This window comes from Pseudomonas sp. AG1028 (assembly GCF_007993955.1).
Lineage (GTDB): Bacteria > Pseudomonadota > Gammaproteobacteria > Pseudomonadales > Pseudomonadaceae > Aquipseudomonas > Aquipseudomonas straminea.
The window spans coordinates 1-21,523 of sequence record NZ_VIVP01000013.1; the positions used below are offsets into that span (position 1 = coordinate 1).

General features: G+C 61.8%; 23 protein-coding genes. 8 read left to right on the forward strand and 15 right to left on the reverse strand.

Going from position 1 to position 21,523, the window contains the following annotated elements; genetic code table 11:
* Positions 1–356: 356 nt before the first annotated feature.
* From queD to pnuC, 5 genes are all read right to left on the reverse strand, one after another.
* Complete coding sequence (queD, locus tag FB481_RS20225; protein ID WP_075961648.1) at positions 357–713, reverse strand: 6-carboxytetrahydropterin synthase QueD; 357 nt, start codon at positions 711–713, stop codon at positions 357–359.
* Positions 714–779: 66 nt separating this feature from the next.
* Positions 780–1,922, reverse strand: coding sequence for a catalase family protein (locus FB481_RS20230; protein ID WP_147177538.1), 1,143 nt, complete (start codon positions 1,920–1,922; stop codon positions 780–782).
* Entirely contained in the window at positions 1,915–3,825 is a 1,911-nt protein-coding gene (locus FB481_RS20235; protein WP_147177539.1) for a di-heme-cytochrome C peroxidase, read from the reverse strand. The genes FB481_RS20230 and FB481_RS20235 overlap by 8 nt, the downstream gene beginning before the upstream one ends.
* A gap of 102 nt (positions 3,826–3,927) precedes the next feature.
* Positions 3,928–4,458: an AAA family ATPase gene (locus tag FB481_RS20240; RefSeq protein WP_093504305.1), complete on the reverse strand. Its 531-nt coding sequence runs from the start codon at positions 4,456–4,458 to the stop codon at positions 3,928–3,930.
* On the reverse strand, positions 4,455–5,021 hold the full coding sequence (pnuC, locus tag FB481_RS20245) for a nicotinamide riboside transporter PnuC (RefSeq protein ID WP_093504307.1): 567 nt from the start codon (positions 5,019–5,021) through the stop codon (positions 4,455–4,457). The genes FB481_RS20240 and pnuC overlap by 4 nt, the downstream gene beginning before the upstream one ends.
* Before the next feature lie 234 nt (positions 5,022–5,255).
* Between pnuC and FB481_RS20250 the strand changes: the two genes are divergently transcribed.
* Both FB481_RS20250 and FB481_RS20255 read left to right on the forward strand, forming a co-directional pair.
* Positions 5,256–6,086 carry an undecaprenyl-diphosphate phosphatase gene (locus tag FB481_RS20250; RefSeq protein WP_147177540.1) on the forward strand — a complete coding sequence of 277 codons (831 nt, stop codon included), beginning with the start codon at positions 5,256–5,258 and terminating at the stop codon, positions 6,084–6,086.
* 23 nt (positions 6,087–6,109) lie between these two features.
* Positions 6,110–6,835: a cold shock and DUF1294 domain-containing protein gene (locus tag FB481_RS20255; RefSeq protein WP_093504311.1), complete on the forward strand. Its 726-nt coding sequence runs from the start codon at positions 6,110–6,112 to the stop codon at positions 6,833–6,835.
* On the opposite strand, the gene FB481_RS20260 is transcribed toward FB481_RS20255, so the two are convergent.
* From FB481_RS20260 to FB481_RS20270, 3 genes are read right to left on the reverse strand one after another with little or no spacing between them, the layout of a single operon-like run.
* Positions 6,830–7,183 (reverse strand): MmcQ/YjbR family DNA-binding protein, encoded by a 354-nt coding sequence (locus tag FB481_RS20260; protein WP_147177541.1) that lies wholly within the window; start codon positions 7,181–7,183, stop codon positions 6,830–6,832. The genes FB481_RS20255 and FB481_RS20260 overlap by 6 nt on opposite strands.
* Positions 7,180–8,379, reverse strand: a complete 1,200-nt coding sequence (locus FB481_RS20265) for an MFS transporter (protein ID WP_147177542.1) — start codon at positions 8,377–8,379, stop codon at positions 7,180–7,182. The genes FB481_RS20260 and FB481_RS20265 overlap by 4 nt, the downstream gene beginning before the upstream one ends.
* On the reverse strand, positions 8,376–9,356 hold the full coding sequence (locus FB481_RS20270) for a LysR substrate-binding domain-containing protein (RefSeq protein ID WP_093504317.1): 981 nt from the start codon (positions 9,354–9,356) through the stop codon (positions 8,376–8,378). Before FB481_RS20270 ends, FB481_RS20265 begins: the two co-directional genes overlap by 4 nt.
* A 138-nt stretch (positions 9,357–9,494) precedes the next feature.
* Here FB481_RS20270 and FB481_RS20275 point away from each other — a divergent pair, with 138 nt between their 5' ends.
* Complete coding sequence (locus tag FB481_RS20275) at positions 9,495–10,103, forward strand: FMN-dependent NADH-azoreductase (protein WP_093504319.1); 609 nt, start codon at positions 9,495–9,497, stop codon at positions 10,101–10,103.
* Positions 10,104–10,215: 112 nt separating this feature from the next.
* Positions 10,216–10,995, forward strand: a complete 780-nt coding sequence (locus tag FB481_RS20280; RefSeq protein ID WP_147177543.1) for a dienelactone hydrolase family protein — start codon at positions 10,216–10,218, stop codon at positions 10,993–10,995.
* 46 nt (positions 10,996–11,041) lie between these two features.
* Here FB481_RS20280 and FB481_RS20285 read toward each other — a convergent pair whose 3' ends face one another.
* The 3 genes from FB481_RS20285 to FB481_RS20295 all read right to left on the reverse strand — a co-directional run bounded on the left by FB481_RS20285 (position 11,042) and on the right by FB481_RS20295 (position 13,209).
* Entirely contained in the window at positions 11,042–11,827 is a 786-nt protein-coding gene (locus tag FB481_RS20285; protein WP_256662781.1) for a DUF4394 domain-containing protein, read from the reverse strand.
* A gap of 126 nt (positions 11,828–11,953) precedes the next feature.
* A complete protein-coding gene (locus tag FB481_RS20290; RefSeq protein ID WP_147177544.1) occupies positions 11,954–12,664 on the reverse strand; it encodes an anti-sigma factor domain-containing protein in 711 nt (236 codons plus the stop codon).
* Positions 12,661–13,209: a sigma-70 family RNA polymerase sigma factor gene (locus tag FB481_RS20295; protein ID WP_147177545.1), complete on the reverse strand. Its 549-nt coding sequence runs from the start codon at positions 13,207–13,209 to the stop codon at positions 12,661–12,663. Before FB481_RS20295 ends, FB481_RS20290 begins: the two co-directional genes overlap by 4 nt.
* A 182-nt stretch (positions 13,210–13,391) precedes the next feature.
* Between FB481_RS20295 and FB481_RS20300 the strand changes: the two genes are divergently transcribed.
* On the forward strand, positions 13,392–14,420 hold the full coding sequence (locus FB481_RS20300) for an amidohydrolase family protein (protein WP_147177546.1): 1,029 nt from the start codon (positions 13,392–13,394) through the stop codon (positions 14,418–14,420).
* A 61-nt stretch (positions 14,421–14,481) separates the two neighbouring features.
* On the forward strand, positions 14,482–14,946 hold the full coding sequence (locus FB481_RS20305) for a DUF3859 domain-containing protein (protein ID WP_147177547.1): 465 nt from the start codon (positions 14,482–14,484) through the stop codon (positions 14,944–14,946).
* Positions 14,947–15,006: 60 nt separating this feature from the next.
* On the opposite strand, the gene fabB is transcribed toward FB481_RS20305, so the two are convergent.
* The 4 genes from fabB to FB481_RS20325 all read right to left on the reverse strand — a co-directional run bounded on the left by fabB (position 15,007) and on the right by FB481_RS20325 (position 19,867).
* Positions 15,007–16,224 carry a beta-ketoacyl-ACP synthase I gene (gene fabB / locus FB481_RS20310; protein WP_093504329.1) on the reverse strand — a complete coding sequence of 406 codons (1,218 nt, stop codon included), beginning with the start codon at positions 16,222–16,224 and terminating at the stop codon, positions 15,007–15,009.
* 12 nt (positions 16,225–16,236) lie between these two features.
* A complete protein-coding gene (fabA, locus tag FB481_RS20315; RefSeq protein ID WP_013791679.1) occupies positions 16,237–16,752 on the reverse strand; it encodes a 3-hydroxyacyl-[acyl-carrier-protein] dehydratase FabA in 516 nt (171 codons plus the stop codon).
* Positions 16,753–17,039: 287 nt separating this feature from the next.
* Positions 17,040–18,947: an ATP-binding protein gene (locus FB481_RS20320; RefSeq protein WP_147177548.1), complete on the reverse strand. Its 1,908-nt coding sequence runs from the start codon at positions 18,945–18,947 to the stop codon at positions 17,040–17,042.
* On the reverse strand, positions 18,944–19,867 hold the full coding sequence (locus FB481_RS20325) for an ABC transporter substrate binding protein (RefSeq protein WP_147177638.1): 924 nt from the start codon (positions 19,865–19,867) through the stop codon (positions 18,944–18,946). The genes FB481_RS20320 and FB481_RS20325 overlap by 4 nt, the downstream gene beginning before the upstream one ends.
* Before the next feature lie 280 nt (positions 19,868–20,147).
* Between FB481_RS20325 and FB481_RS20330 the strand changes: the two genes are divergently transcribed.
* Positions 20,148–21,170, forward strand: coding sequence for an NAD(P)H-dependent glycerol-3-phosphate dehydrogenase (locus tag FB481_RS20330; RefSeq protein ID WP_093504335.1), 1,023 nt, complete (start codon positions 20,148–20,150; stop codon positions 21,168–21,170).
* Between the two features lie 11 nt (positions 21,171–21,181).
* The gene (locus tag FB481_RS20335) at positions 21,182–21,520 is read left to right on the forward strand and encodes a DUF4389 domain-containing protein (RefSeq protein ID WP_093504337.1); all 339 of its coding nucleotides are present in this window, start codon (positions 21,182–21,184) and stop codon (positions 21,518–21,520) included.
* Positions 21,521–21,523 lie beyond the last annotated feature (3 nt).

The window sequence follows — 21,523 nt, forward strand, 5'->3', positions numbered from 1 at the left end:
TCTTTTCGGCCGCGAAATTCGAAGGCTAATGCACAGTGCGCCAGCCAGGCGGCCAGAGCGCACGCTGACCTGGGTATCGCTTCGCTCTACCGCAGACTACGTAAGAGGCAGCCGTAAAAGCCGTACCGTAGCGATAAGTTGCTAGAGGTAAGTAGCCTGGGTTAGCCGAAGGCGTAACCCAGGGAGCTGGTGCGAGTTTGTTGGGATGCTCGAATGACCTACCTGGCATGGGTAACAGCCGAGCATACCAATGCCCAGGATGATCTTGGCTCAGAAACAACAAAAGCCCGCATAGCGCGGGCTTTGTTGTTTCTACCTTGTTCCTTCCGCAATGAAACCGCGGAAGCAAGATCGTTTTAGTCGCCGCGATACTCGCAACCGCTGGTGCAGGTCTCATGGATACGGATGCGTGACAATTCCGGCAGCAATGGCTTGAGCTGTTGCCATACCCACTTGGCGAGGATTTCGCTGGTCGGGTTTTCCAGGCCGGGGATGTCGTTGAGGTAGTTGTGGTCGAGCTGCTCGTAGATCGGCTTGAAGATGGCCTTGATCTCCGAGAAATCGCGAATCCAGCCGGTATACGGATCGACTTCGCCCTCGATGTAGACCGCGATGCGGAACGAATGGCCATGCAGGCGACCGCACTTGTGGCCTTCGGGGACGTGGGGCAGCCGGTGGGCGGCTTCGAAGATGAATTCTTTAAACAGTTCCAAGGCCAATCTCTTTTCTACAGGGCAAACAGCCTGCGATTCTAGCAGCCTGCTGCAACCTGTAGGGGCTTACTGGCCCAGCGCAGCGTTGCGATCGTGACGATAGACACTCACTGCCTCGTACACTGCCTTGCGCAAACGGTTGATGCCACCGATCGGGCGGTGTTCGGGCAGGGCGTGCCACGGGTTGAACGACAGGTTGTCGCAGAACAGATTCTGCTCCGAGCTATCGAAGTCCTGAGCTGGCAGACGTATGTCGGCGACGGTCTCGAACGGCGCGATCTTCTCGTCCCACTCTACGCTCGGGTCTTCGATCGGCATGTAGTAATCCGGGTTTTGCTGCTGCACCTGCAAGGCGAAGCAAGCCGGCATGCGATCTAGGGAAAGCTGCTGATAAAGCGCGTTGCGCAGGAAGTTGGGCAGATCGGTATTGGGCTTGGGAATGGCATAAGCCGGGCAGTTTTCCGGAGTCGGAATGACCCGATACTTGATGTTGTGCGGCCCCAGCTTGAACGGAGCGATGGAATTGTAGGTGGTTTCCACCGGGCTGGCGGGGGCGGGGGACAGGGTTTTCAGGGCGATGATCAGGTGACGAATCTCCCAGGTTCGCGGATCCCAGCTCGGAAAGAAGGCCAGGGCTTTCTTGCCGTCCGCTTGTGCGGCGAAGTTACTGCGGTACTCCGCCACATCACGTACGAAGAACGCGGGGTGATTGAACATCACGAAGTCCTGATCGCCAGCACTGCGTTGATTGTTCATCAGCTTGGCGCCCGGCACGTCGAGTAGCTTGATGGCCATACCCCGGGCATCGCGAGCGCGGTCGAATTGCGGATAGGCGTTGCCGTTGGACAGGCGCATCCATGCCTGCCAGGTTTTGCCTGGTTCGGCGAGCACGCCGTAGCGCAGGCTTTCATCAAGATCTGCCTTGACCGTCACTTCTGCCTTCACGCAGCCGTGGGCCTTGGCGTGGGCGTCACGCAGCACGCGAGTATTGTCACGGTGTTGCTCGACGACGCGAATGGCGTCTTCGATGATGCCAGCCGTGTAGGCGGCCTCATTGGCTGGAATCTGCTCTTCACTGGAAACCGGGCCGGAAAACTTCCAGCTGTAATAGGCGCTGCCCACGGCCCAGCCACCCAGGCCGACGACCAGCAGGGTGACCAGCGTTCTGCTCAGTAGGCGTCCGAGCCACAGCCAGAATCGTTTAAGCATCGTTGGACTCCTTGCGATTTGCATTCACGCTGCCTTGGCAGTTCTGCCCGGGATTCCAGGGTTTGGCCGGCACGTCGCTCAACTGGTTTTCCAGCGCCGGATTACCCAGCACCTTCAGGTATTCGACCAGCGCCCAGCGCTCCTCCGGCTGCAGGCCACGGCCGATGACGCCATCGTTACGGCAGCCATCCCGGAATTCATGGCCGCCGTTGCCATTGCCCTTGATGCGTGTATCGAGCAGGAAACCGCCCTGGAACTTGTCGCTGACGAAGCCCACATGCTTGGGATCGAATTCGAAATTGCCCACCCAGAAGCTGCTGGGCCGCTCCGATACCGGCGACAGCAGATGAAACAGCGTCGGTACCGAGCCGTTGTGCAGGAATGGGGGGGTGGCCCAGATGCCATCCAGCGGCCGCGCCTTGTAGCCACGGATCTCCTGGACGCCAATGGGCAGGCCGTAGCCGTCCATGCGCTTACGCTGCTCGGGCGCGATGCCGTTGTCGCGATAGGCGCGGTCTTCGACGTAGGCGGTGACATAGGCCAGCGCCTCGGCAGTGGAGATGGCGCTGAAATCGATATTATCGAGGCTGTTGCTGAACAGCTTCACGTCCAGCCTCGCCAGCTCGGCTTTCTTCCAGCCCAGCTTGCGGATGTCGAAACGGTGGTCGGCGATATTGTCGGCGGTGGTGGAGTCGGTACCCACGATGGACGTGTCGACGACTTGCATGTACCACTCGGGGTCGCGATCAGGTGCCATGCGATGATCTGGCGGAACCACCTTCGGTGCGTGGCAGAGGGCGCAGTTTTCCTGGAACAGGGCGCGTCCCCGGCTGGCGAGCGGTAGGTCGATCTTGCCAAGGACCTTTTCCGGCCAGGCAGGCGGCTGCAGGTGCTTGAGCGTTTCTTCCAGCTGATAAAGGTCGTTGATGCGCACGCCGGACGCGTAGCGCTGATCGTGTGGCACCGGGCGCCCGTTTTCGTCGAGCAGCTGCAGGGTAGCGCCAACCCCCAGTGCCTCGCCGACGTTACGGGCCATGGGCTGCATGGCCGAACCGTTCCACTGCACCCAGTCGAATTTCCAGATATCCCACAGATGCGGATAGCTGACCGGCGCATCGGCCACGCGGTAGTTGGCGGCATCGATGCTGTCACCAAACACCGTATTGGCGATGCGGCCGAAGGCATCGGTACGGCCGAAGCCTTCCTCGGTCGGGTAGAGGCCACGGTGCCAGTCGTTGTAGGCGGTGCTCAACAGGCGATCGAGCACCTGCTTGAACTCCACACGCAGCCTGTCGTAGTCGCGCTCGTAATGCTCGCCCAGTACTTCATGGGCGAAGCGACGGAATTTCAGCGGGTTGTAGTAGGTGAACGCCATGCTCATACCCAGGGCCTGACCGAAGCTGCCGCCCTTGAGCGTCGGCACGGTGGACGCCAGCGAGTGCAGCGCGGCACCACCATCGATGCGCACCGCCTGGCCCTGGTAACGCAGCTCGCCGGTGTGGCAGGCGGCGCAGGTGATGTCCAGATACTGGACGCCGCTTTCATCGTCCTGGTGGCGGGCAAAACCCACCGGCAGGTTGCCGGGGTTCAGGGCCGTGGCCTGTTGGCCGGGTTGGGTGAGAAAGCCGAAGCGCGCGAGGTAATCGGGGTGGGCGAACTTGGCCTTGCCGAATGGCATTTCCAAGGCGGTGAACCAGTCGTAATGCAGGTCTTTTACCGTAGTGCCCTGGGGCGTGTAGTAATAGAACTGGCGCTGCTGTTCGCTCCATTGTCCCAGGTAATGGACCTTTTTCGCCGGCGTGTAGGCCGGTAGGTTGGGATTGACGATGTAATAGAGGATGACCAGCAGGGCGGTCAGCACGAGCAGAGCGATGAGTTTCAGCGCGCGGCGAATCAGGCGCATCGGGACGTCCTTGTGGCGTTCTTCCAGTCGTCCCCCTTTATGCCCATACCGTCACTTAATGGCAAGATGCCACGCGCAACTGGCGAACAAATTCAGTTTGGGCTAGGTGTCGACGCCCAGCCAACTGGCCACACAGCTCACCGCTGCGCGCTGGCGTTCATGCCAGGTCCCGGCGATTTCCACCACGCTCTGGCCGTTGGCCTCGAGCCATTGCGCGCAGCCCTGGTGAAAGGCCAGGCGCTCCGCCAGATCCGGCTGGCAGCGCTGCCCGTCGCCTACCCATTCGACGCCACGCGGGTCGAGCAGCAGGTGCAGGTGATACTCGCGGGCCAGCAGGGCAGGTTCCATCCAATCCGGGCAATCACAGAAAAGCGTGCGGCTCCAAAGAATGTTGCTGAGCAGGTGGGTGTCGAGGATCAGCAGGTGAGGGCGTTGCTCGCGGGCTGCATCTTCCCAGGCGAGCTGACCGTGGGCGATGGTAGAAATATCGGCGTAGCAGGTATCGCGTTGCTGCGTGTCGATGAAGTGGCGCACGTATTCACCGACCACGATGCCGCCGAAGCGCTGCTGCAGCTCGTTCGCCAGCCAGCTCTTGCCGGTCGATTCCGGGCCGGTCAGCACCAGGACGTTCATGGGCGCGCCGCGAGCAGCTCGCGCCGCCAGGTCAGCCAGCCATGACAGGCCAGCAGGGTGAACAGAGCGTACAGCGCAGCGGTAAGGTACAGCGCCTGATTGATGAACAGCACGACGAACAGCACGTCCAAGAGGATCCACAGTGCCCAGCATTGCACGCGCTTCTTGGCCATCCACACCTGCGCGACGAGGCTGAAAGCGCACAGGGTCGCATCCTGCCAGGGCGCGCTGGCATCGGTGTAGGTCATCATCAGCAGGCCCAGCACGGCCGAACCGAGCACGCCCAGGGCGAGGCCTGAAAGGGTCTGGCGCAGGTTCAAGCTCGATACCTGCAGGCGCTCGTCGGGGCGGTCGCCACGCGTCCAGTGCCACCAGCCGTAAAGCTGCAGGGCGGCGTAGACGCATTGCAGCAGCGTGTTGGAGTAGAGCTTGGCCTCGAAGAACACCCAGGCGTAGAGCACCACCATGACCAGCCCGATCGGCCAGCACCAGGGGTTCTGCCGCACGGTCAGCCAGACGGCGATCAGGCCGAGCAACGAGGCGCAGACTTCGAGCGGTGACATGGAACCTCGGCGTATGACGGTGGGGCGGGCGCGCATTCTAGCGCTTGTGGCGCCTGGGAGATCGATCAGCTGACAGGAAAGTGACAATTTCGGTTTGATAGCGTTTTGAAATTGCATGCGAGTGATTTATAACTGCCGCTTTTTTCGGCCCCGCTGGAACCTCCTCCAGCGCCTCCAGTCCGAGAAACAATCCCTTTACAGCCAGTTCATCTGGCACCTTTCCGAGGAGTTTCGATGGACAGTTGGCTCGCTTTTCAGGCGCTGATTCTGGGTATCGTTGAAGGTCTCACCGAATTTCTGCCCATTTCCAGCACCGGGCACCTGATCGTGGTCGGTGACTTGCTGGATTTCAACGGCGAACGCGCCACGGCCTTCAAAATCATCATCCAGCTTGGCGCCATCCTGGCGGTGATGTGGGAGTTTCGTCAGCGCATCCTGTCGGTGGTCACCGGCCTGGGCAGCGATCCCATGGCCCGGCGTTTCACCGTCAACCTGATGATCGCGTTCTTTCCGGCGGTGGTGCTCGGCCTGCTGTTCGCCGATCTCATCGAGCATTGGTTGTTCAACCCGATCACGGTCAGCGCCGCGCTGGTCATCGGTGGCGTGGTCATGCTCTGGGCCGAGAAGCGTCAGCACCGCATCGTCGCCGAAACGGTCGACGACATGGACTGGAAGCTGGCTCTCAAGGTCGGTTTCGCCCAGTGCCTGGCATTGATTCCGGGTACCTCGCGCTCCGGCTCGACCATCATCGGCGGCCTGCTGTTCGGCCTGTCGCGCAAGGCAGCCACCGAGTTCTCGTTCTTCCTTGCGATGCCGACCATGGTCGCCGCCACGGTGTACTCGCTCTACAAGTACCGGGATATCCTGCAACTGAGCGATCTGCCGGTATTCGCCATCGGTTTCGTCACCACCTTCGTCGTCGCCATGCTGACGGTGCGTGCGCTGCTGGTATTCATCGCCAACCACAGTTACGCGGTATTTGCCTGGTACCGAATTGCCTTCGGCCTATTGATTCTGGCCACCTGGCAGTTCGGCTGGATCGACTGGAGCACGGCGGAGGGCTGATCGCCCAGCCGTTAAGGACGCATATGCAGAGCAGGGAGCAGGCGGGCCGCATCAAACGCTGGGACGATGACAAGGGCTTCGGGTTCATTCAGCCCCTTGCCGGTGGAACCGACGTGTTCGCGCACATTTCGGCGATGCGTGGCGATCGTCGGCCCACTGCTGGGGACCAGGTGCTGTTCGTGGCCGGGCGCGACGACAAGGGCCGCTTGCGCGCCGAGCATGTGCGCCTGGCCGGTGAACTGGCGATCGATCAGCCGCAGATTCGCGTCAAGCCGACTACCGCCAAGCCCAACGCAGGCAGGCCAAACACCAAGGCTGCCAGGCCAACTACGCGCGGCGATCGTCGGCCAGCGGCTGCCGTGCGCAATCCGCTCGCCAAATGGCTGGTTTTCGCCGCGCTTTGTTTGCTTCCTGTGTTCGGCGCACTGCGTTGGCTGGCTAGCGGAATGGTATGGCCGGCGTTGCTCTATCCCGTGGTCAGCGTGCTGTGCTTCTTCCTCTACTGGCACGACAAGAACAGCGCCCAGCAGGGCCGCCAGCGTACGCCGGAAAACACCTTGCATCTGGTCGAACTGGCTGGGGGCTGGCCGGGAGCCCTGGTGGCTCAGCAAGCCTTTCGGCACAAGACGCGCAAGGCGTCCTACCAGCTGGTTTTCTGGTCCATCGTGGCGCTTCACCAACTGGTCTGGATCGATCAGCTCTTGCTCGGTGGTGCCTACACCAGCGGTTGGTTGCGCAGCCTGCTATAGATCGAGCAGCAGGCCGACCTGCTGCTTGCGTGGCAGGCGCCGCACTACCAGTTGGTGGGAGCGGGTCAGCAGATCGCGCAGCTCCTCGTCACCCAGCGGCGGTTGGCTGCCGTTCATGCTGATCCAGTGGGCGCGGGCGAGGTAGGGCGCCGGGCGAATACCGGGGCGATCGGTGAAACCCAGAAACACCGCGGCATCTACCTTGAAGGCCAGGTTGTCACCGAGAAAATCGAGAATGGCGAACATCTTGTTGTGCGCCACGGAAAACACCTGGTTGCTGCCCCACTTGTAATCCACCCGAGCTCCCGGCAGTTGCAGGCAGAAGGCGATCAGTTCGTCACGAGTCACGGCTGCACCGCCTTCGGCCGCTCGGCACGGCGTAGCAGTAACACGCTCAGCCCCAGGCCAAGCAGCGACAGCAAGCCCGAGGCGAGAAACACCGCGCCATAGTCATAGGCGGTGGCGACAAGGCCCATCAGGGGGCCGGCCACGCCCAACGCCAGATCGAAGAACAGCGCGTAGGCGCCCAGTGCCGAACTGCGGCTGGCCGCGGGAATGTTGCCGATCGCCTCGACGCCAAGCGCCGGATACACCAGCGACAGGCCGAAGCCGGTCAGCGCTGCGCCACACAGGGCCAGAGCCGGGATCGGTGCGATCCACAGCAGCAACAGGCCAAGGGTTTCGATTGCCAGGCAGACGGTCGCGACCCGATAGCCGCCGCGCCGCTCGATGGCGCCGGCGAACAACAGCCGCGCGGCGATGAAGGCCAGGCCGAATGCGCTCAGGCAATAGGCGGCGTGTTCCCAACCGAGGCTCGCGTAATACAGGGTGACGAAGGTTGCCAGGGTGCCGAAGCCGATGGAGCCCAAGGCCAGCGCCAAGCCATTGGGGGCGATGGCCAGAAAGACGTTGTGAAACGGCAGGCGCTTGCCCTGGATGACCGGGATGGCTGGTTTGTCGCGTGCCACCCACAACGCGCCGAGGCTGAGCAGGGTGATGGCCGCGCCGATGCTCCACAAGCCGAGCTGCGAGGCCATCAGAACGCCCAGTGGTGCGCCGATGGCGATGGCGCCGTAGGAGGCGATGCCGTTCCAGGAAATCACCCGTGCGGTGTTCTCTGCGCCGACCCGGCCGATGCCCCAGGTGATCGAACCGGTACCGATCAGCGCCTGGGAAATGCCCAGGGCCACACGCCCGGCCAGCAACAGGCCCAGGCCTATCGCGCCGGATACCTCATGCAGGCTGGTCGCCGCCAGGGTCAGCACGCCGCTACCCAGGGTACCGCCCAGACCGTAGACCACCGCGCGCTTGGGGCCGATCCGGTCGATCAGCATTCCCGTGATTGGCCGTGAAACCAGGGTGACGAGGTACTGCAGGCTGATTACCAGGCCCGCCATCACCGAGCCGTAACCCAGGTCGTTGAGCACGAAACCGGGTAGTACCGCCAGGGGCAGGCCAACGCAGAGAAAGCCGATGAAGGTGAAGAACACCACGGCTAGAATTCGCGCGGTCTGGCCGGGTGCCTGGGGCTTGCGGGTGGTCATCGAGTGTCCTGTGCGGTGGAGTGGGAGATAACGTTATCAGGTTGGTCTGACTCTGTGCGAGCCAGGTCCGTTCCAGGCATCAGCCAGCCCTCGCTGCTGGCCTGGATCATATGCTCGAGCCAGGCGCGCACTGCTGGCAGCATGCCGCGCCGGTGAGGGTAGACGACCTGCAGGTGGCCGCCGGGCAGGTTCCAGTCCGGGAGCAGGCGCACCAGGCGGCCTGCCTGCAGATCGGTCACGCATTTGGTGTGCGGCAGCATGCTGAAACCCAGCCCCTTCAGCGCGGCCTCCCGGCGGATATCGAAGTCTTCGATGCTCAAGCGTGCTTCCAGCGCCACTTCACGTCGTACACCGGCTGAGTTTCTGAGCAGATGATGGATACGCCTGTCGCTGGCCGCCGCGCCCAGCGCCGGAAGCTGTTGCAAATCGTCGGGCGTACGGATGTCCAGTCCATGCAGCAGCGCTGGCGCAGCCACCAGATAGGCAGAGGCGGGCGCCAACTGACGAGCAATCAGCGAGGGATCCTCATCGCTCTGGTCACGCACGCGCAGTGCGACGTCGATGCCTTCCTGCAACAGATCGACGCGGCGGTTGGTCAGCACCACATCGAGCTGCACCAGCGGGTACTTGACCAGAAAGCTGGTGATTACCGGATGCAGACCGGCGCGTGCCATTTCCACTGGGCAGGACATGCGCACCCGCCCGCGTGGTTCGCTGCTCAGCGAAGCCACGGCCTCTTGCGCCTGCTCGGCTTCGAGCAGCATCGCCTGGCAGTGGCGCAGGTAGCGCTCTCCGGTTTCGGTCAGCGCCAGCTTGCGGGTGGTGCGTTGCAGCAGGCGCACGCCCAGGCGAGCCTCCAGCTCGGCCACCCGCCGTGACAGCCGCGATTTGGGAATGCCCAACTGCTGCCCGGCCGCGCTGAAGCCGCCGTGCTCGACCACCTTGGCGAAATACATCAGGTCGTTGAGGTCCTGCATGAAGGCTCCGAATTACGCAAAATACGTTTGTCCCATTGGTGGAACGCATCATCGCATTTTTACCGCCTAATCAGCGATTGGCTCCATTGATAGGATTAACCCATCGAACAGTCACTGACTTCTTTCAAGGAGACCTTCATGAAACTTCTGCACATCGATTCCAGCATTCTTGGCGACGCTTCCGCTTCTCGCCAGCTCAGCGCTGCCGTAACCCACGCCTGGAAAAATAGCGAGGTCAATGTCGAGGTCACTTACCGCGACCTGGCCAGCGATGCGCTAAGTCATCTGTCTGCTGCCAGCTTTGTTGCCGGCGGTACTCCGGCCGAGCTGCGCGACGCCGCCCAGGCTCACGAAGTGGCCCTGGCCGAAGCGACCCTGGAAGAATTCCTGGCGGCCGATGCCATCGTGATCGGCGCGCCGATGTACAACTTCACTGTGCCGACCCAGCTCAAGGCCTGGATCGACCGTATTGCGGTCGCCGGCAAGACCTTCTCCTACACTGAGAATGGCCAGCAAGGCCTGGCTGGCGGCAAGAAAGTGGTGATCGTTTCCACCGCCGGCGGCATCCACGCTGGGCAAGCCAGCGGCAAGGCTCACGAGGACTACCTGATCCTGGTTCTGAATTTCCTGGGCATCACCGACATCGAAGTGGTGCGTGCCGAAGGCCTGGCGTACGGCGACGAGCCTAAAGCCAATGCTCTGCGTGGCGCTCAGGCACAGATCGACGGTCTGTTCGAAGCTGCCTGATCGAGCATCTGCTGGCGACGTCGGGTTTCCCCGGCGCCGCAAATGTGCTTCCTTGTTTGCCAGGCGCAGCATCGGCTGCAGTCACTGGGTACAGACACAAGGGAGTCATGCCATGAGGAAATCACTGTTGTCGGCAGCGTTGCTGGGCCTTGCCGGGCTGGCGGAAGCGGGTGTGGTAGTCAAGAACGTCCCCTACGAGATCGACGGCCAGCCGTTCGAAGGCAAGCTGGTGTACGATGACGCGATCAGCGAACCGCGTCCCGGTTTGCTGATGGTGCCCAACTGGCTGGGTGTCACCGACGCCTCTGCCGAGAAGGCCGCCCGTGCTGCTGGCGACAAGTACGTGGTATTCGTGGCCGATATGTACGGCAAGAGTATCCGCCCCAGCAATGCCGACGAAGCCAAGCAGGCTGCCACCACCGTGCGCAGCGACCGCGCGCTGATGCGCAAGCGTGCTCAGGCGGCTGTCGAGGTGCTCAAGGCACAAACCAGCCAGGTCGCCCTGAACACCGCCAAGCTGGGCGCGATCGGCTTCTGCTTTGGCGGTGGCACGGTTCTCGAACTGGCCCGCTCGGGTGCTCCGCTGAAAGCCTTCGTGTCCTTCCATGGCAACCTGGACACACCCAACCCCGCTGACGCCAATAACATCAAGGCGCCGGTGCTGGTGCTGCATGGTGCGGATGATCCGGCCGTGCCGCCGGCTCAGGTCGATGGGTTCGAGGCGGAAATGAAGGCTGCCAAGGTGGACTGGCAACTGGTCAGCTACGGTGGTGCGGTGCATTCGTTCACCGATCCGCTGGCCAATACGCCAGGCAGCAATCAGTACCATCCATTGATCGCAGCGCGTGCATTCAAGGCGATGAACAATCTGCTCGATGAGGTGTTCGAGTAACGCGAAACAGAGAGGGGAAGGCCGTGCGGTCTTCCCCTTTTTCGGGTTATTTGGCTGGCAGAACTGCAATGTCGATGATGTCGTCGGGCAGGTTCTTGATCTCGCCCAGGGCTGTGGTCTTGCCCGTTTCCAGGTCGAGTTGGTGCAGCGTGGTACCCGTCAGCAAATAGGCGGTATTGCCGCCCTTGCCATCGCTCTTGATGTCCAGCGCGGCGCTGTTCAGGTTATCGGCGATCTTGCCAACCACCTGCTGGATGCCATCATTTGGCGGGTTCTGCAGCATCAGGTTGCCGGTCGCCAGGTCTACGGTGTACAGCGCAGTTTTCTCGGTGCCCTTGTAGGCGTTGGTGTAGGCACCGGCTAATACCTTGGGCGTCTTGCCAGCGTACGGACCATCCTTCGCATAGGCGACCTTGCCGTCCACTACCACCTCACCGCTCTCGACATTGACGCGCAGGCTGGTGCCATCGGCCGCCAGCAAGCGCAGGCGGTCGGCGACCGGGTTGAAGTCGACCACGGCCTGGCCCATGCCCGGTAGCGCTTGGCTGAGCTTGACGGCCTTGGTGGCTGCGCCGCTCTTGGTATCGATGGTGTAGAGCTGGCCGGCGTCATCCACGCCGTAGAGCGAGCCATTGGCTGGGCGAATATCGATTCCGCGCAGACTGGAAATACCGCTTAGTTTCACATCGGAAGCGACGGTAAGGGTCTTGGTGTCGATGTGGAGCAGTTTGCCATCTGCACTCAGGGCCAGCAGATCATCGGCATTGGCAGTGGCACAGCCCAGAGCAGCGGCGGTGATGGCGATACCGAGCACTTTCTTGGAAATATTCATGAGCGTCCTCTCTATGGGTAGGGCGCGAAGGATTCTTCGCGCTGGCATCCAGGTACCGTGGTTAAGCACCTGTTATCCATACCCCCGAGATCGCCAGGCAGATGTCGCCAGACACATCTGCTTACATCAGTTCAGCGCTGCCGTCACCGCGCGACCGATATACAACACCTCGCCAGTAGGTCTGCTCAGTGGTGAGCCACCAGCTGGCTCCAGGGTCAGCTCGAACAGCTGGCCGGCGCGTACCGTGCCAATCTGTTCAGCCGTGAGCGTCAGGCGTTCGCCCGGCTCGACCAGGCCGAGAGAGCGGGGGCCATCCTTCGGATCGACGAGCGTCCAGAACTGTACCGAGCGATCTGCCGCAACCTGGTCGTCACGCAGTGGCTCCAGCAGCAAGGTGCCGGTCGCATCGATATGCACCACCCAGCCCGGTGCTGCGGCTTCGCCTGGCGGCTGCAGTACAGCGGTATAGATCGCCGAAGGCCCAGGCGTATCGGCCTGCCACGGCATAGGCAGCAACGCGGCGATCAGCGCGAGTGCCAAGGCAGCACTGGTCAGGCGCCAGGTATTGAGGTTCGACCACCACTGCTGCCAGGCGCTCGTTTGTCGATTCAGATTGAGCGTCTGTTGGATGCGTGGCCAGAGTCCGGGTGAGGGCGAGGTGGGTTCGAGCCTGTCACTGAGTTCGAGAAAATGCTGCTCCCATTGCAGAGCCATCTCGGCAGCCTGGGGGTCGCGCTCGATCAGCTCGGCAATTTCGGCAGCCTGTTCCTGTTCAAGCAGGCCAAGAACGTATTCACCGATAAGTGCACGGCGTTCTGCGGGATCAGTGCTGATCATCGTTGCAAACACTCCTGCAATGCGCGCAAGCCGCTGCGAATGCGCCCTTTGATGGTGCCCAGTGGTGTGCTCAGGCGCTCGGCGATCTGCTCGTGGGTTAGGCCTCGATAGAACGCCAGCAGAACCGGATGGCGCCGCGGCCGCTCAAGCTTTTGTAGGCACCCGCGCAAATGGCGCCTGTCCGACTGCTGTTCGTGCTGCTGAGCGGCCGATGGGCTGTCGTCAATCAGCTGTTCGGCTATGTCGTCGGCCAGTACCACCGTGCGGCCGCGCTGGCGCAATTGATTCAGTGCGCGATAGCGCAGAATGCTGTAGATCCAGCCTCGGCCGCCGCCCAGCGCACGCTGAAAGCGTCCGGCATTGCGCCAGATCTGCACGAAGGCATCATGCAGGCAGTCCTCGGCAGCATCGCGCTGGCCCAGCAGGCTGATGGCCAGCGCGAGCATCTGCGCCGACTCCTGGCGATACAGCGCCTGAAAGGCGCGCTCGTCACGGCGCGCGCAGGCTTCCAGGGTATGGTCGTAATCAAACATCGGGTCAGACATGCCGTCGTCCTGTGCTGGGCTGCGTCCTGAGGTTGGCAAGGGTTATACCCGAGAGCAGGCCGTTTGGATGTGCCAGCAATGAAACAATTAGTCTCGGCAACGGTGGGGCAGCGACTGCCAATAGCCTGAACTCGAGCGAAGCGGCCACAGTCTATGCTGCTCAGTGACAGAGGAGCGTCTACATGCGTCTGATTCGCCTGGGTTTTCTATTGTCTGCGGGGCTTTTGGTCGGTTTCGCCGAGGCGCGAGACTATGGCTACAGCGACGCCCACCTGCATTACGTGGATTTCTTCCAGGAAAGCGCCGGCATGGACATGCTGCTCAAACGCATGGATGAGTCCAGGGTCGACCATGTGATGTTCTCGGGCATTCCGGTGGCCAAGAAATGGCATGAGGACGAACCCAAGCGTCCGCGTTATTACGCTGGCGACGACGCTGCAGCCTATTGGTACAGCGCCACCGATGTGCTGATTGCCCATGCCTACAAACAGGTTCCCGAGGCGCAGCGCCATCGCTTCCATCCGTTTCTGTCCGGCTTCAACCCCAACGACAAGAACTCCGACTCCCATATTCGCCGCATGCTGGAGCTAGACCCTGGGCTGTGGCAGGGCATTGGCGAAGTATTTACCCGCCATGACGACCTCACCTCGCTGATCGAGGGCAGCACGCCGCGAGCCAATAACGAGGCCATGACACGTGTCTATCACCTGGCTGCCGAGTACGACCTGCCGGTGATGATGCACTCCAACATCACCTCCAAGCGCGAGCGCAATCCGCTGTACCTGCAGGAGATCGAGGAGCCGCTGCGCAATCATCCCCACGTGCGCTTCATCTGGGCCCACGCCGGCACCAGCATGGAAATTCACCGCCATCAGGAGAAACTGGATTTTCTCTACGACACCCTGGCGCGCATGCTGGAGAGTTACCCCAATCTGTACATCGACCTTTCGTGGACCATGCTCAGGCCCTACCTGACCGATGAGAGCGGCAAGCCGGACCCCAAATGGGTAAAGCTGGTCGAGCGCTACCCCGATCGCTTCATGGTCGGCTCCGACGTGGTCGGCCGCTTCGACAGCATGGGCGAATACATGCACGGCTTCGACCGCTTCCTCGATGCGTTGCCCGAGGAGGTCGCTCACAAGGTCGCCCGCGACAACTTCCTGTCCATCCTGCCGCGCAAGGTACAGGAGTCGCTGCCTGCTTCACGCTGATTGTCATCAGGCTGTCATCGCCGCGTCATAGCCTCGCGCCATTCCAAAACAGGAGCGTGAGATGCAACAGTTTCGATTCGCGACGATGACGGCGTTGCTGCTGGCAGCCGGGCTAGTTCAGGCTGAGGTGAAGGTGCAGGGTCCTGTCGAGTACGGCGTCTTCATCAGCCAGCACAAGGATTTCCAGCCGGGGGAGCGGGTATTGAGCCAGTCCAACCAGCAGATCGAGCACACCAGCGTGGTGCCCGCCAAGCTCGGCACCAAGTTCGGCATGCGATACACCCTGAGCGGCAAGACGGCTGACGGTGAGCCGTTGACGCTGCTGTATCTCACTCCGGGCGTGATCGGCGCCGATGGCCAGCGCCACGACAAGTTCGTGGTGACCCAGAAGCTGGTGCCCGATGCACCTCACGATGTCATGGCCTTCGAGTTTTCCGAGAACAACGAAGTGGTGCCAGGGGAGTGGCATTTTCTGCTGTTCCAGGGCGACCGTAAGCTGGCCGAGCAGCGCTTCGACGTGCGCTGAGCAACCGTCGGGCAATAAAAAACGGCGCCCTAGGGCGCCGTTTTTATTGCAGGCAACCGATCAGTTGGCCCAGCGCTTGAGGACCAGGGTGGCGTTAGTGCCACCGAAGCCGAAGCTGTTGGACATGATGGTGTCCAGCTTGGCGTTCTCGCGAGTCTCGCGCAGGATCGGCAGGTCAGCGACCGCCGGGTCCAGCTCTTCGATGTTGGCCGAGGCGGTGATGAAGTTGCCTTCCATCATCAGCAGGCAGTAGATCGCCTCGTGCACGCCAGCGGCGCCCAGGCTGTGACCCGACAGGCTCTTGGTGGAGCTGATGGCCGGGGCGTTGCCTGCGAACACTTCACGAATACCCTTGATTTCCGCGACGTCGCCGACCGGAGTCGAGGTGCCGTGGGTGTTGAGGTAGTCGATCGGGCTGTCGACGGTGGCCAGCGCCTGCTGCATACAGCGCACCGCGCCTTCGCCGCTCGGGGCAACCATGTCGTAGCCATCGGAAGTCGCGCCATAGCCGACGATTTCCGCGTAAATCTTCGCGCCGCGAGCCAGAGCGTGCTCCAGTTCCTCGACCACGACCATGCCGCCGCCGCCAGCGATGACGAAACCGTCACGGTTGGCATCGTAGGCGCGCGAGGCTTTTTCCGGGGTGTCGTTGTACTGAGTGGAGAGGGCGCCCATGGCGTCGAACAGGCAGCTCTGGCTCCAGTGCTCTTCCTCGCCACCACCGGCAAAGACCACGTCCTGCTTGCCGAGCTGGATCTGCTCCATGGCCTGGCCGATGCAGTGGGCGCTGGTCGCGCACGCCGAGGAGATCGAGAAGTTGACGCCCTTGATCTTGAACGGAGTCGCCAGGCAGGCCGATACGGTGCTGCCCATGGTGCGGGTAACGCGGTAGGGACCAACACGCTTGACGCCTTTCTCGCGCAGGGTGTCGATGGCTTCCATCTGGTTCAGCGTGGAGGCGCCGCCGGAACCGGCGATCAGGCCGGTACGCGGGTTCGATACCTGCTCTTCGCTGAGGCCGGAATCCTTGATCGCCTGCTCCATCGCCAGGTAGGCGTAGGCAGCGGCATCACCCATGAAGCGGAACAGCTTGCGGTCGATCAACTCTTCCAGGTTCAGGTCGACGGAGCCCGATACGTGGCTGCGCAGACCCTTCTCGGCGTATTCCGGATTGAAGCGGATACCGGGGCGGCCAGCGCGAAGGTTGGCGGAGACGGTTTCTTTGTCATTGCCCAGGCAGGAAACGATGCCTAGACCGGTAATAACGACGCGACGCATGGAAAGGATCCTTTAGAAACTGTCGGTGGAAGTGAACAGGCCGACGCGCAGGCTTTCGGCACTGTAGATCTCGCGACCATCGACACTCACGGTGCCATCGGCGATCGCCAGGATCAGCGAGCGGGTGATGGTGCGTTTGATATGGATGTTGTAGGTGACCTTCTTGGCGGTCGGCAGAACCTGACCGAAGAATTTCACTTCGCCCGAACCCAGGGCGCGACCACGGCCGGGGTTACCCTGCCAGCCGAGGAAGAAGCCGACCAGCTGCCACATGGCATCGAGGCCCAGGCAGCCTGGCATGACCGGGTCACCTTCGAAATGGCAGCCGAAGAACCACAGATCAGGATTGATATCGAGCTCTGCGACAATTTCGCCTTTGCCGTACTTGCCGCCCGTTTCGCTGATGTGGACGATCCGGTCGATCATCAACATGTTGGGGGCGGGCAGTTGCGCATTACCCGGGCCGAACAGTTCGCCGCGGCTGCAGCGCAACAGATCTTCCTGGGTGAAGGCGTTTTGTTTGGTCATGCGAGCTCCTCAATAATCCCCACGCGCCTCGGCTGGGTAAATCGTCCTGGCCGGCTGCGCATGAGTGATGCGACTGCCAGCAGCCTAGTCATAGACTGTTGCGTTGTGGTGAAAGTCACAGTGTGGTGAGTACAGTTGTACTCTGCAGGCGGCAATGGTGTCACAGATGCCCCTTTGATGCCCACTTCAACCAACAAGCGTGCAGTATTTTCGCCTATCTGACTAGAGGTTGCGAGTATTGCGATCCCAGGTGAGGTGGGATTTCGCATGACGGCGGTACAACAGCGTCAGGTCACCGATAGCCAGCGTTCGAGCACTTCCTGCAGCTCCATGCGTTTGAACGGCTTGGCGAGGTAATCGTTCATTCCGGCTTGCAGGCAGGCCTCGCGGTCACCCTGCAGGGCGTTCGCGGTGAGGGCGATGATGGGTAAACGGCCCTTGGCACCCAGGTCACGGATACGCCGAGTAGCCTCGTAGCCGTCCATGATAGGCAGGCGACAATCCATCAGCACAGCGGCGAACGTTTTGCGCTCGACCGCATTGACGGCTTGGGCGCCGTCGACCACCAGCTCGACCTGATAGCCCAGGCTACGCAGCATGGCCTCGATCACGGTCTGGTTCACCGCATTGTCTTCTACCAAAAGTACTGAGCGCTCGACCGGCGAAGAAGGCGTGCTGACGGTAGGGTGGACGGGCAACTGGGGCTGCTGGGCAGAGAAGGGCAGCGGAATTTCCAGAGTGAAGCAGGAGCCGTGGCCGAGCTCGCTTCGTGCGGTCAGCGTGCCGCCCATGCATTCGGCAAGGGTGCGAGCGATGGGCAGACCCAGGCCGGTGCCGCCGTAGCGGCGGGATATGGAGTTGTCGGCCTGCTGGAAGGCATCGAACATGGTGTCCAGGCGCTCGGCGCTGATGCCGATGCCGGTGTCGTGCACCTGGCAGGTAAACCACAGCACCTGGTTGTCCAGCGCCTGCCAATGGGCTTCGACGCGTACTTCGCCGCGCTCGGTGAATTTCAGGGCGTTGCCGATCAGGTTGACCAGAATCTGCCGCAAGCGGGTTGGGTCGCCCTGTACCTGCGGCGCCGGCAGCGCATCGTCGAGTTCCAGGCGCAGCTGCAGGCCACGCTGCTGGGCGCTGTGCTGGAAAGCCTGCAGGGCGGACTTGAGCAACGTCGGCAGGTTGAAGCTGATCAGCTCCAGCTCCAGAGCACCACGCTCGATGCGCGAGAAGTCGAGAATATCGTTGATCACCTTGAGCAGGTGCTCGGTGGACTCCATGGCCAGGGCCGCGTACTCGCGTTGCTCGTCGTTCATCTCGGTGGTGTCGAGCAATTGCAGCATGCCGAGCACGCCGTTCATGGGCGTGCGCAGCTCGTGGCTCATCATGGCCAGGAAGTCGGATTTGGCGCGGTTGGCCAGGTCCGATTCCTCTCGCGCCTTGATCAGCAGGGTCATGGCCTGTTGCTGCTCCTGAGCGGCGTTCTGCAGCCCGTTGGCCAGGTCATTGATGTGGCGGGCCAGGGTCGCCAACTCGCCGCCGCCGACTTCGGGAAGACCTGCCTGGTAGTTGCCAGCCTGGATCGCGGTAACGGCTTCGCTCATTTCGCTCAGGGGTCTGGACAGCCGCCCAGCCAGGCGCCTTGCCAGGACAAAGGTTAGCAACAGGGCGAAGAGCACCAGCGCAGCGACCTTGAGAAGGATTTCCTGCTGCCGGGAATTGAAGGCATCGCTGGACATGCCCACCACCACGCGGCCCAGGTAACCGATGCCAGGTGCGTCAACAGCACGTGCCTGCTCCTCGACGAAATCACCGCCCAGGTCTACCTGCTGTTGCTGGATGGGCGCCTGGAAGATGTCCAGTTGGCCATTACCGGTTTGCGCATGATCGGGTTGTTCGAGGTACGCGAGGATGTTCTCGTCACGATCGCGTACCTCGATGAAGCGTACGTGGGGCGTCTTGAGGGTTGCCTGCAGCAAGGATTCCAGCATACGGCGATTGCCGGAAATGACCCCGTACTCGGTGGCAGGCGCCAACTGGCTGGCGATCAACTGGCCAGTATGGTTGATCTCAGCGCGCAGATCCTGCAGGCGATTGAAGGTCAGAAATCCAGTCAGCAACAGGGTCAGCAGCAGCGCAGGCCCGACGCTGATGAGTTGGGTGTGGACGTGGATGTTCCAGCCTCGCCACAACTTCATGGCGTTTCTCCTTGAGATAGGTGCCGGGCGAGTTCCGCATCGCTAGGCAAGGTGATTCCCAGCGCGCGGGCCACCTGAGGGTTGCCGAGTACCTTGAATGTTTGCGAATAAGCCCCCGCCGGCCAACGTGCTGGCGACTGATCCAACAATTGGTTGAGTGTGGCCAGCTGGTCGCTTTGATCGCTGTAGGTCGTGGCCAGGCTGCCCGCGCGAACGAAGCCTGCACTCGGTCCGATCAACGCGTGCTGCTGGCTGTAGCTGGTCAACAGCAGGGTCTTGGCGGTCATCGAGTTGTAGAGGTCGTCATCGGCGATAGCGAGCAGTACATCGCTTGCTCTCAGCAGATTGATCACCGCTTTGTTGTCCCGCGTATCCTGCCAACTGCTTGCGACGATCTTGAGCCCCAGTTCACTGGCCGCCTGGTGTAGTTCTTCGATCAGAAATGCGCTGTGCGGGTCGTGCAGCACGCCCACGCGTGGGGCGTTTGGCAGTAGAAGCTTGAGCAGACGCAACTGGCGGCGCGGCGCCGGATCTTGCCAGAGCACGCTGAACTCCGCTGGATGACGCTTGCCAAGGATTTCGCGTGCGTCGGTCTTGCTGACCTGCAGCACGAGTGTCGGCGGGCCTTTGGGGGTTGTGAGGCGCCAGTTCAGAGCGGGTTTGCCGAACAGGATTAGACGCGTATCGTCGCCGAGCTGGTCGAGCGGCGGCATGTCGTTCAGGGGCACGACGCGAAGGCGGTCGGCCGGGCGGCTTTTGGCCAACGCGCTTGCGAAATGCTGCAGGGTAGAGGTGTCGCCTGCTGTGCTGAGCAGCAGCTCAGCCGCTCGCACTGGTGTGTGCAGCACGCACAGCGTGACCAGCGCTCGGCATAGCCAGATCCGGTAGCGGGCATGAACACGCGTTCTTTGAAAACTCATCCGGGCAGTGAAACCGACAGGCGACACGAGGTATGGCCAGCACAAATACAGGAGGCCACCAGCAACATAGGGTTATCAATAGTGGTGAAGGAAGTCACGCAACGGCCCTGTTCGCGTAGAGCAGGCATGTTAACCGAGCTGCGGCACCTTGCCAGCCAGCAATTGCCGAAATAGCGGCTGTCTCGCGCTTGTTCGTGGGCAATAGAGCGGCTCTGCAGACTGGCCGTAACAATCGCGAGCCGTATAATGCCCGCCACTTGCATAGCACAACGGACTGGTCATGACTCAACAGCAACCTATCGCGGTATTGGGTGGCGGCAGCTTCGGAACCGCCATTGCGAACCTGCTGGCGCAGAACGGCTACCGCGTTCTGCACTGGATGCGCGACCCCGTACAGGCTGAGGCCATTCGTACACAGCGCGAAAATCCGCGTTACCTCAAGGGCGTCAAAGTGCTCGACGGTGTAGAACCGACCACCGACCTGCCGGCGGTACTCACAGCCTGTGAGTTGGCTTTCGTGGCGCTGCCGTCTTCTGCCTTGCGCCAAGTGTTGCAGCCTGTGTCGGGATTGCTGGCCGGCAAGCTATTGGTCAGCACCACCAAGGGCATAGAGGCGCAGACCTTCAAACTGATGAGCCAAATCATCGAAGAGGTCGCGCCAAAGGCGCGCATCGGCGTGCTGTCGGGGCCGAATCTGGCCAAGGAAATCGCCGCACACACCCTGACCGCCACCGTGGTTGCCAGTGAAGACGAAGAGCTCTGCCGCAGGGTGCAGGAGGTGCTGCACGGACGTACTTTTAGGGTCTATGCCAGTGCCGATCGCTTCGGCGTCGAGTTGGGTGGTGCGCTGAAGAACGTCTACGCCATTATGGCCGGTATGGCGGCAGCGTTGGGCATGGGCGAGAACACCAAAAGCATGTTGATCACCCGGGCGCTGGCGGAGATGACTCGGTTCGCCGTGCACTTGGGCGCCAATCCCATGACCTTCCTGGGCCTGGCCGGGGTGGGCGATCTGATCGTCACCTGCTCTTCACCGAAAAGCCGCAACTATCAGGTCGGGTTCGCCTTGGGTGAGGGGCTGAGCCTGCAGGAGGCTGTCGATCGTCTTGGCGAGGTGGCCGAAGGCGTCAACACCATCAAGGTGCTCAAGGCCAAGGCTGAAGAGCTGCAGGTGTACATGCCGTTGGTGGCCGGGTTGCACGCCATTCTGTTCGAAGGGCGCACCCTCGACCAGGTGATCCAGGCACTGATGCGCGCCGAGCCCAAGACCGATGTCGACTTCATTTCAGCCACGGATTTCTGAGGACAATCTTTATGAGTGATCACTCCAAAGGCGAGCCCATCGGCCTGCGTCTCGTCTGGATGCTGCTGTTTCTGTTCGTCTGGCAACTGGCCGAGCTGCTGCTGGCCGGCGTTGTGTTGCTGCAGCTCAGCTATCGCTTGATCTATGGCGCGCCGAATGCCGGCTTGCTGAGCTTCGGTGACAGCCTCAGCCAGTACCTGGCGCAGATCGGCCGCTTCGGCACGTTCAACACCGAAACCAAGCCCTGGCCGTTCGCCGACTGGCCGGCTGCCCGCCCTGCGCAAGGCGAGGCTGCCCATCGCGTGCCGCCGGCGCCACATCCGGTCCGCGACGAGGAGCCGAAACTATGAGCC

What these genes read in the sequence shown, in the direction of transcription:
- FB481_RS20230 (WP_147177538.1), bottom strand. Translation starts at nt 1,922, where the DNA reads ATGCTTAAACGATTCTGGCTGTGGCTCGGACGCCTACTGAGCAGAACG.
- FB481_RS20235 (WP_147177539.1), bottom strand. Translation starts at nt 3,825, where the DNA reads ATGCGCCTGATTCGCCGCGCGCTGAAACTCATCGCTCTGCTCGTGCTG.
- FB481_RS20240 (WP_093504305.1), bottom strand. Translation starts at nt 4,458, where the DNA reads ATGAACGTCCTGGTGCTGACCGGCCCGGAATCGACCGGCAAGAGCTGG.
- pnuC (WP_093504307.1), bottom strand. Translation starts at nt 5,021, where the DNA reads ATGTCACCGCTCGAAGTCTGCGCCTCGTTGCTCGGCCTGATCGCCGTC.
- FB481_RS20250 (WP_147177540.1), top strand. Translation starts at nt 5,256, where the DNA reads ATGGACAGTTGGCTCGCTTTTCAGGCGCTGATTCTGGGTATCGTTGAA.
- FB481_RS20255 (WP_093504311.1), top strand. Translation starts at nt 6,110, where the DNA reads ATGCAGAGCAGGGAGCAGGCGGGCCGCATCAAACGCTGGGACGATGAC.
- FB481_RS20265 (WP_147177542.1), bottom strand. Translation starts at nt 8,379, where the DNA reads ATGACCACCCGCAAGCCCCAGGCACCCGGCCAGACCGCGCGAATTCTA.
- FB481_RS20270 (WP_093504317.1), bottom strand. Translation starts at nt 9,356, where the DNA reads ATGCAGGACCTCAACGACCTGATGTATTTCGCCAAGGTGGTCGAGCAC.
- FB481_RS20275 (WP_093504319.1), top strand. Translation starts at nt 9,495, where the DNA reads ATGAAACTTCTGCACATCGATTCCAGCATTCTTGGCGACGCTTCCGCT.
- FB481_RS20280 (WP_147177543.1), top strand. Translation starts at nt 10,216, where the DNA reads ATGAGGAAATCACTGTTGTCGGCAGCGTTGCTGGGCCTTGCCGGGCTG.
- FB481_RS20285 (WP_256662781.1), bottom strand. Translation starts at nt 11,827, where the DNA reads ATGAATATTTCCAAGAAAGTGCTCGGTATCGCCATCACCGCCGCTGCT.
- FB481_RS20290 (WP_147177544.1), bottom strand. Translation starts at nt 12,664, where the DNA reads ATGATCAGCACTGATCCCGCAGAACGCCGTGCACTTATCGGTGAATAC.
- FB481_RS20295 (WP_147177545.1), bottom strand. Translation starts at nt 13,209, where the DNA reads ATGTCTGACCCGATGTTTGATTACGACCATACCCTGGAAGCCTGCGCG.
- FB481_RS20300 (WP_147177546.1), top strand. Translation starts at nt 13,392, where the DNA reads ATGCGTCTGATTCGCCTGGGTTTTCTATTGTCTGCGGGGCTTTTGGTC.
- FB481_RS20305 (WP_147177547.1), top strand. Translation starts at nt 14,482, where the DNA reads ATGCAACAGTTTCGATTCGCGACGATGACGGCGTTGCTGCTGGCAGCC.
- fabB (WP_093504329.1), bottom strand. Translation starts at nt 16,224, where the DNA reads ATGCGTCGCGTCGTTATTACCGGTCTAGGCATCGTTTCCTGCCTGGGC.
- fabA (WP_013791679.1), bottom strand. Translation starts at nt 16,752, where the DNA reads ATGACCAAACAAAACGCCTTCACCCAGGAAGATCTGTTGCGCTGCAGC.
- FB481_RS20320 (WP_147177548.1), bottom strand. Translation starts at nt 18,947, where the DNA reads ATGAAGTTGTGGCGAGGCTGGAACATCCACGTCCACACCCAACTCATC.
- FB481_RS20325 (WP_147177638.1), bottom strand. Translation starts at nt 19,867, where the DNA reads ATGAGTTTTCAAAGAACGCGTGTTCATGCCCGCTACCGGATCTGGCTA.
- FB481_RS20330 (WP_093504335.1), top strand. Translation starts at nt 20,148, where the DNA reads ATGACTCAACAGCAACCTATCGCGGTATTGGGTGGCGGCAGCTTCGGA.
- FB481_RS20335 (WP_093504337.1), top strand. Translation starts at nt 21,182, where the DNA reads ATGAGTGATCACTCCAAAGGCGAGCCCATCGGCCTGCGTCTCGTCTGG.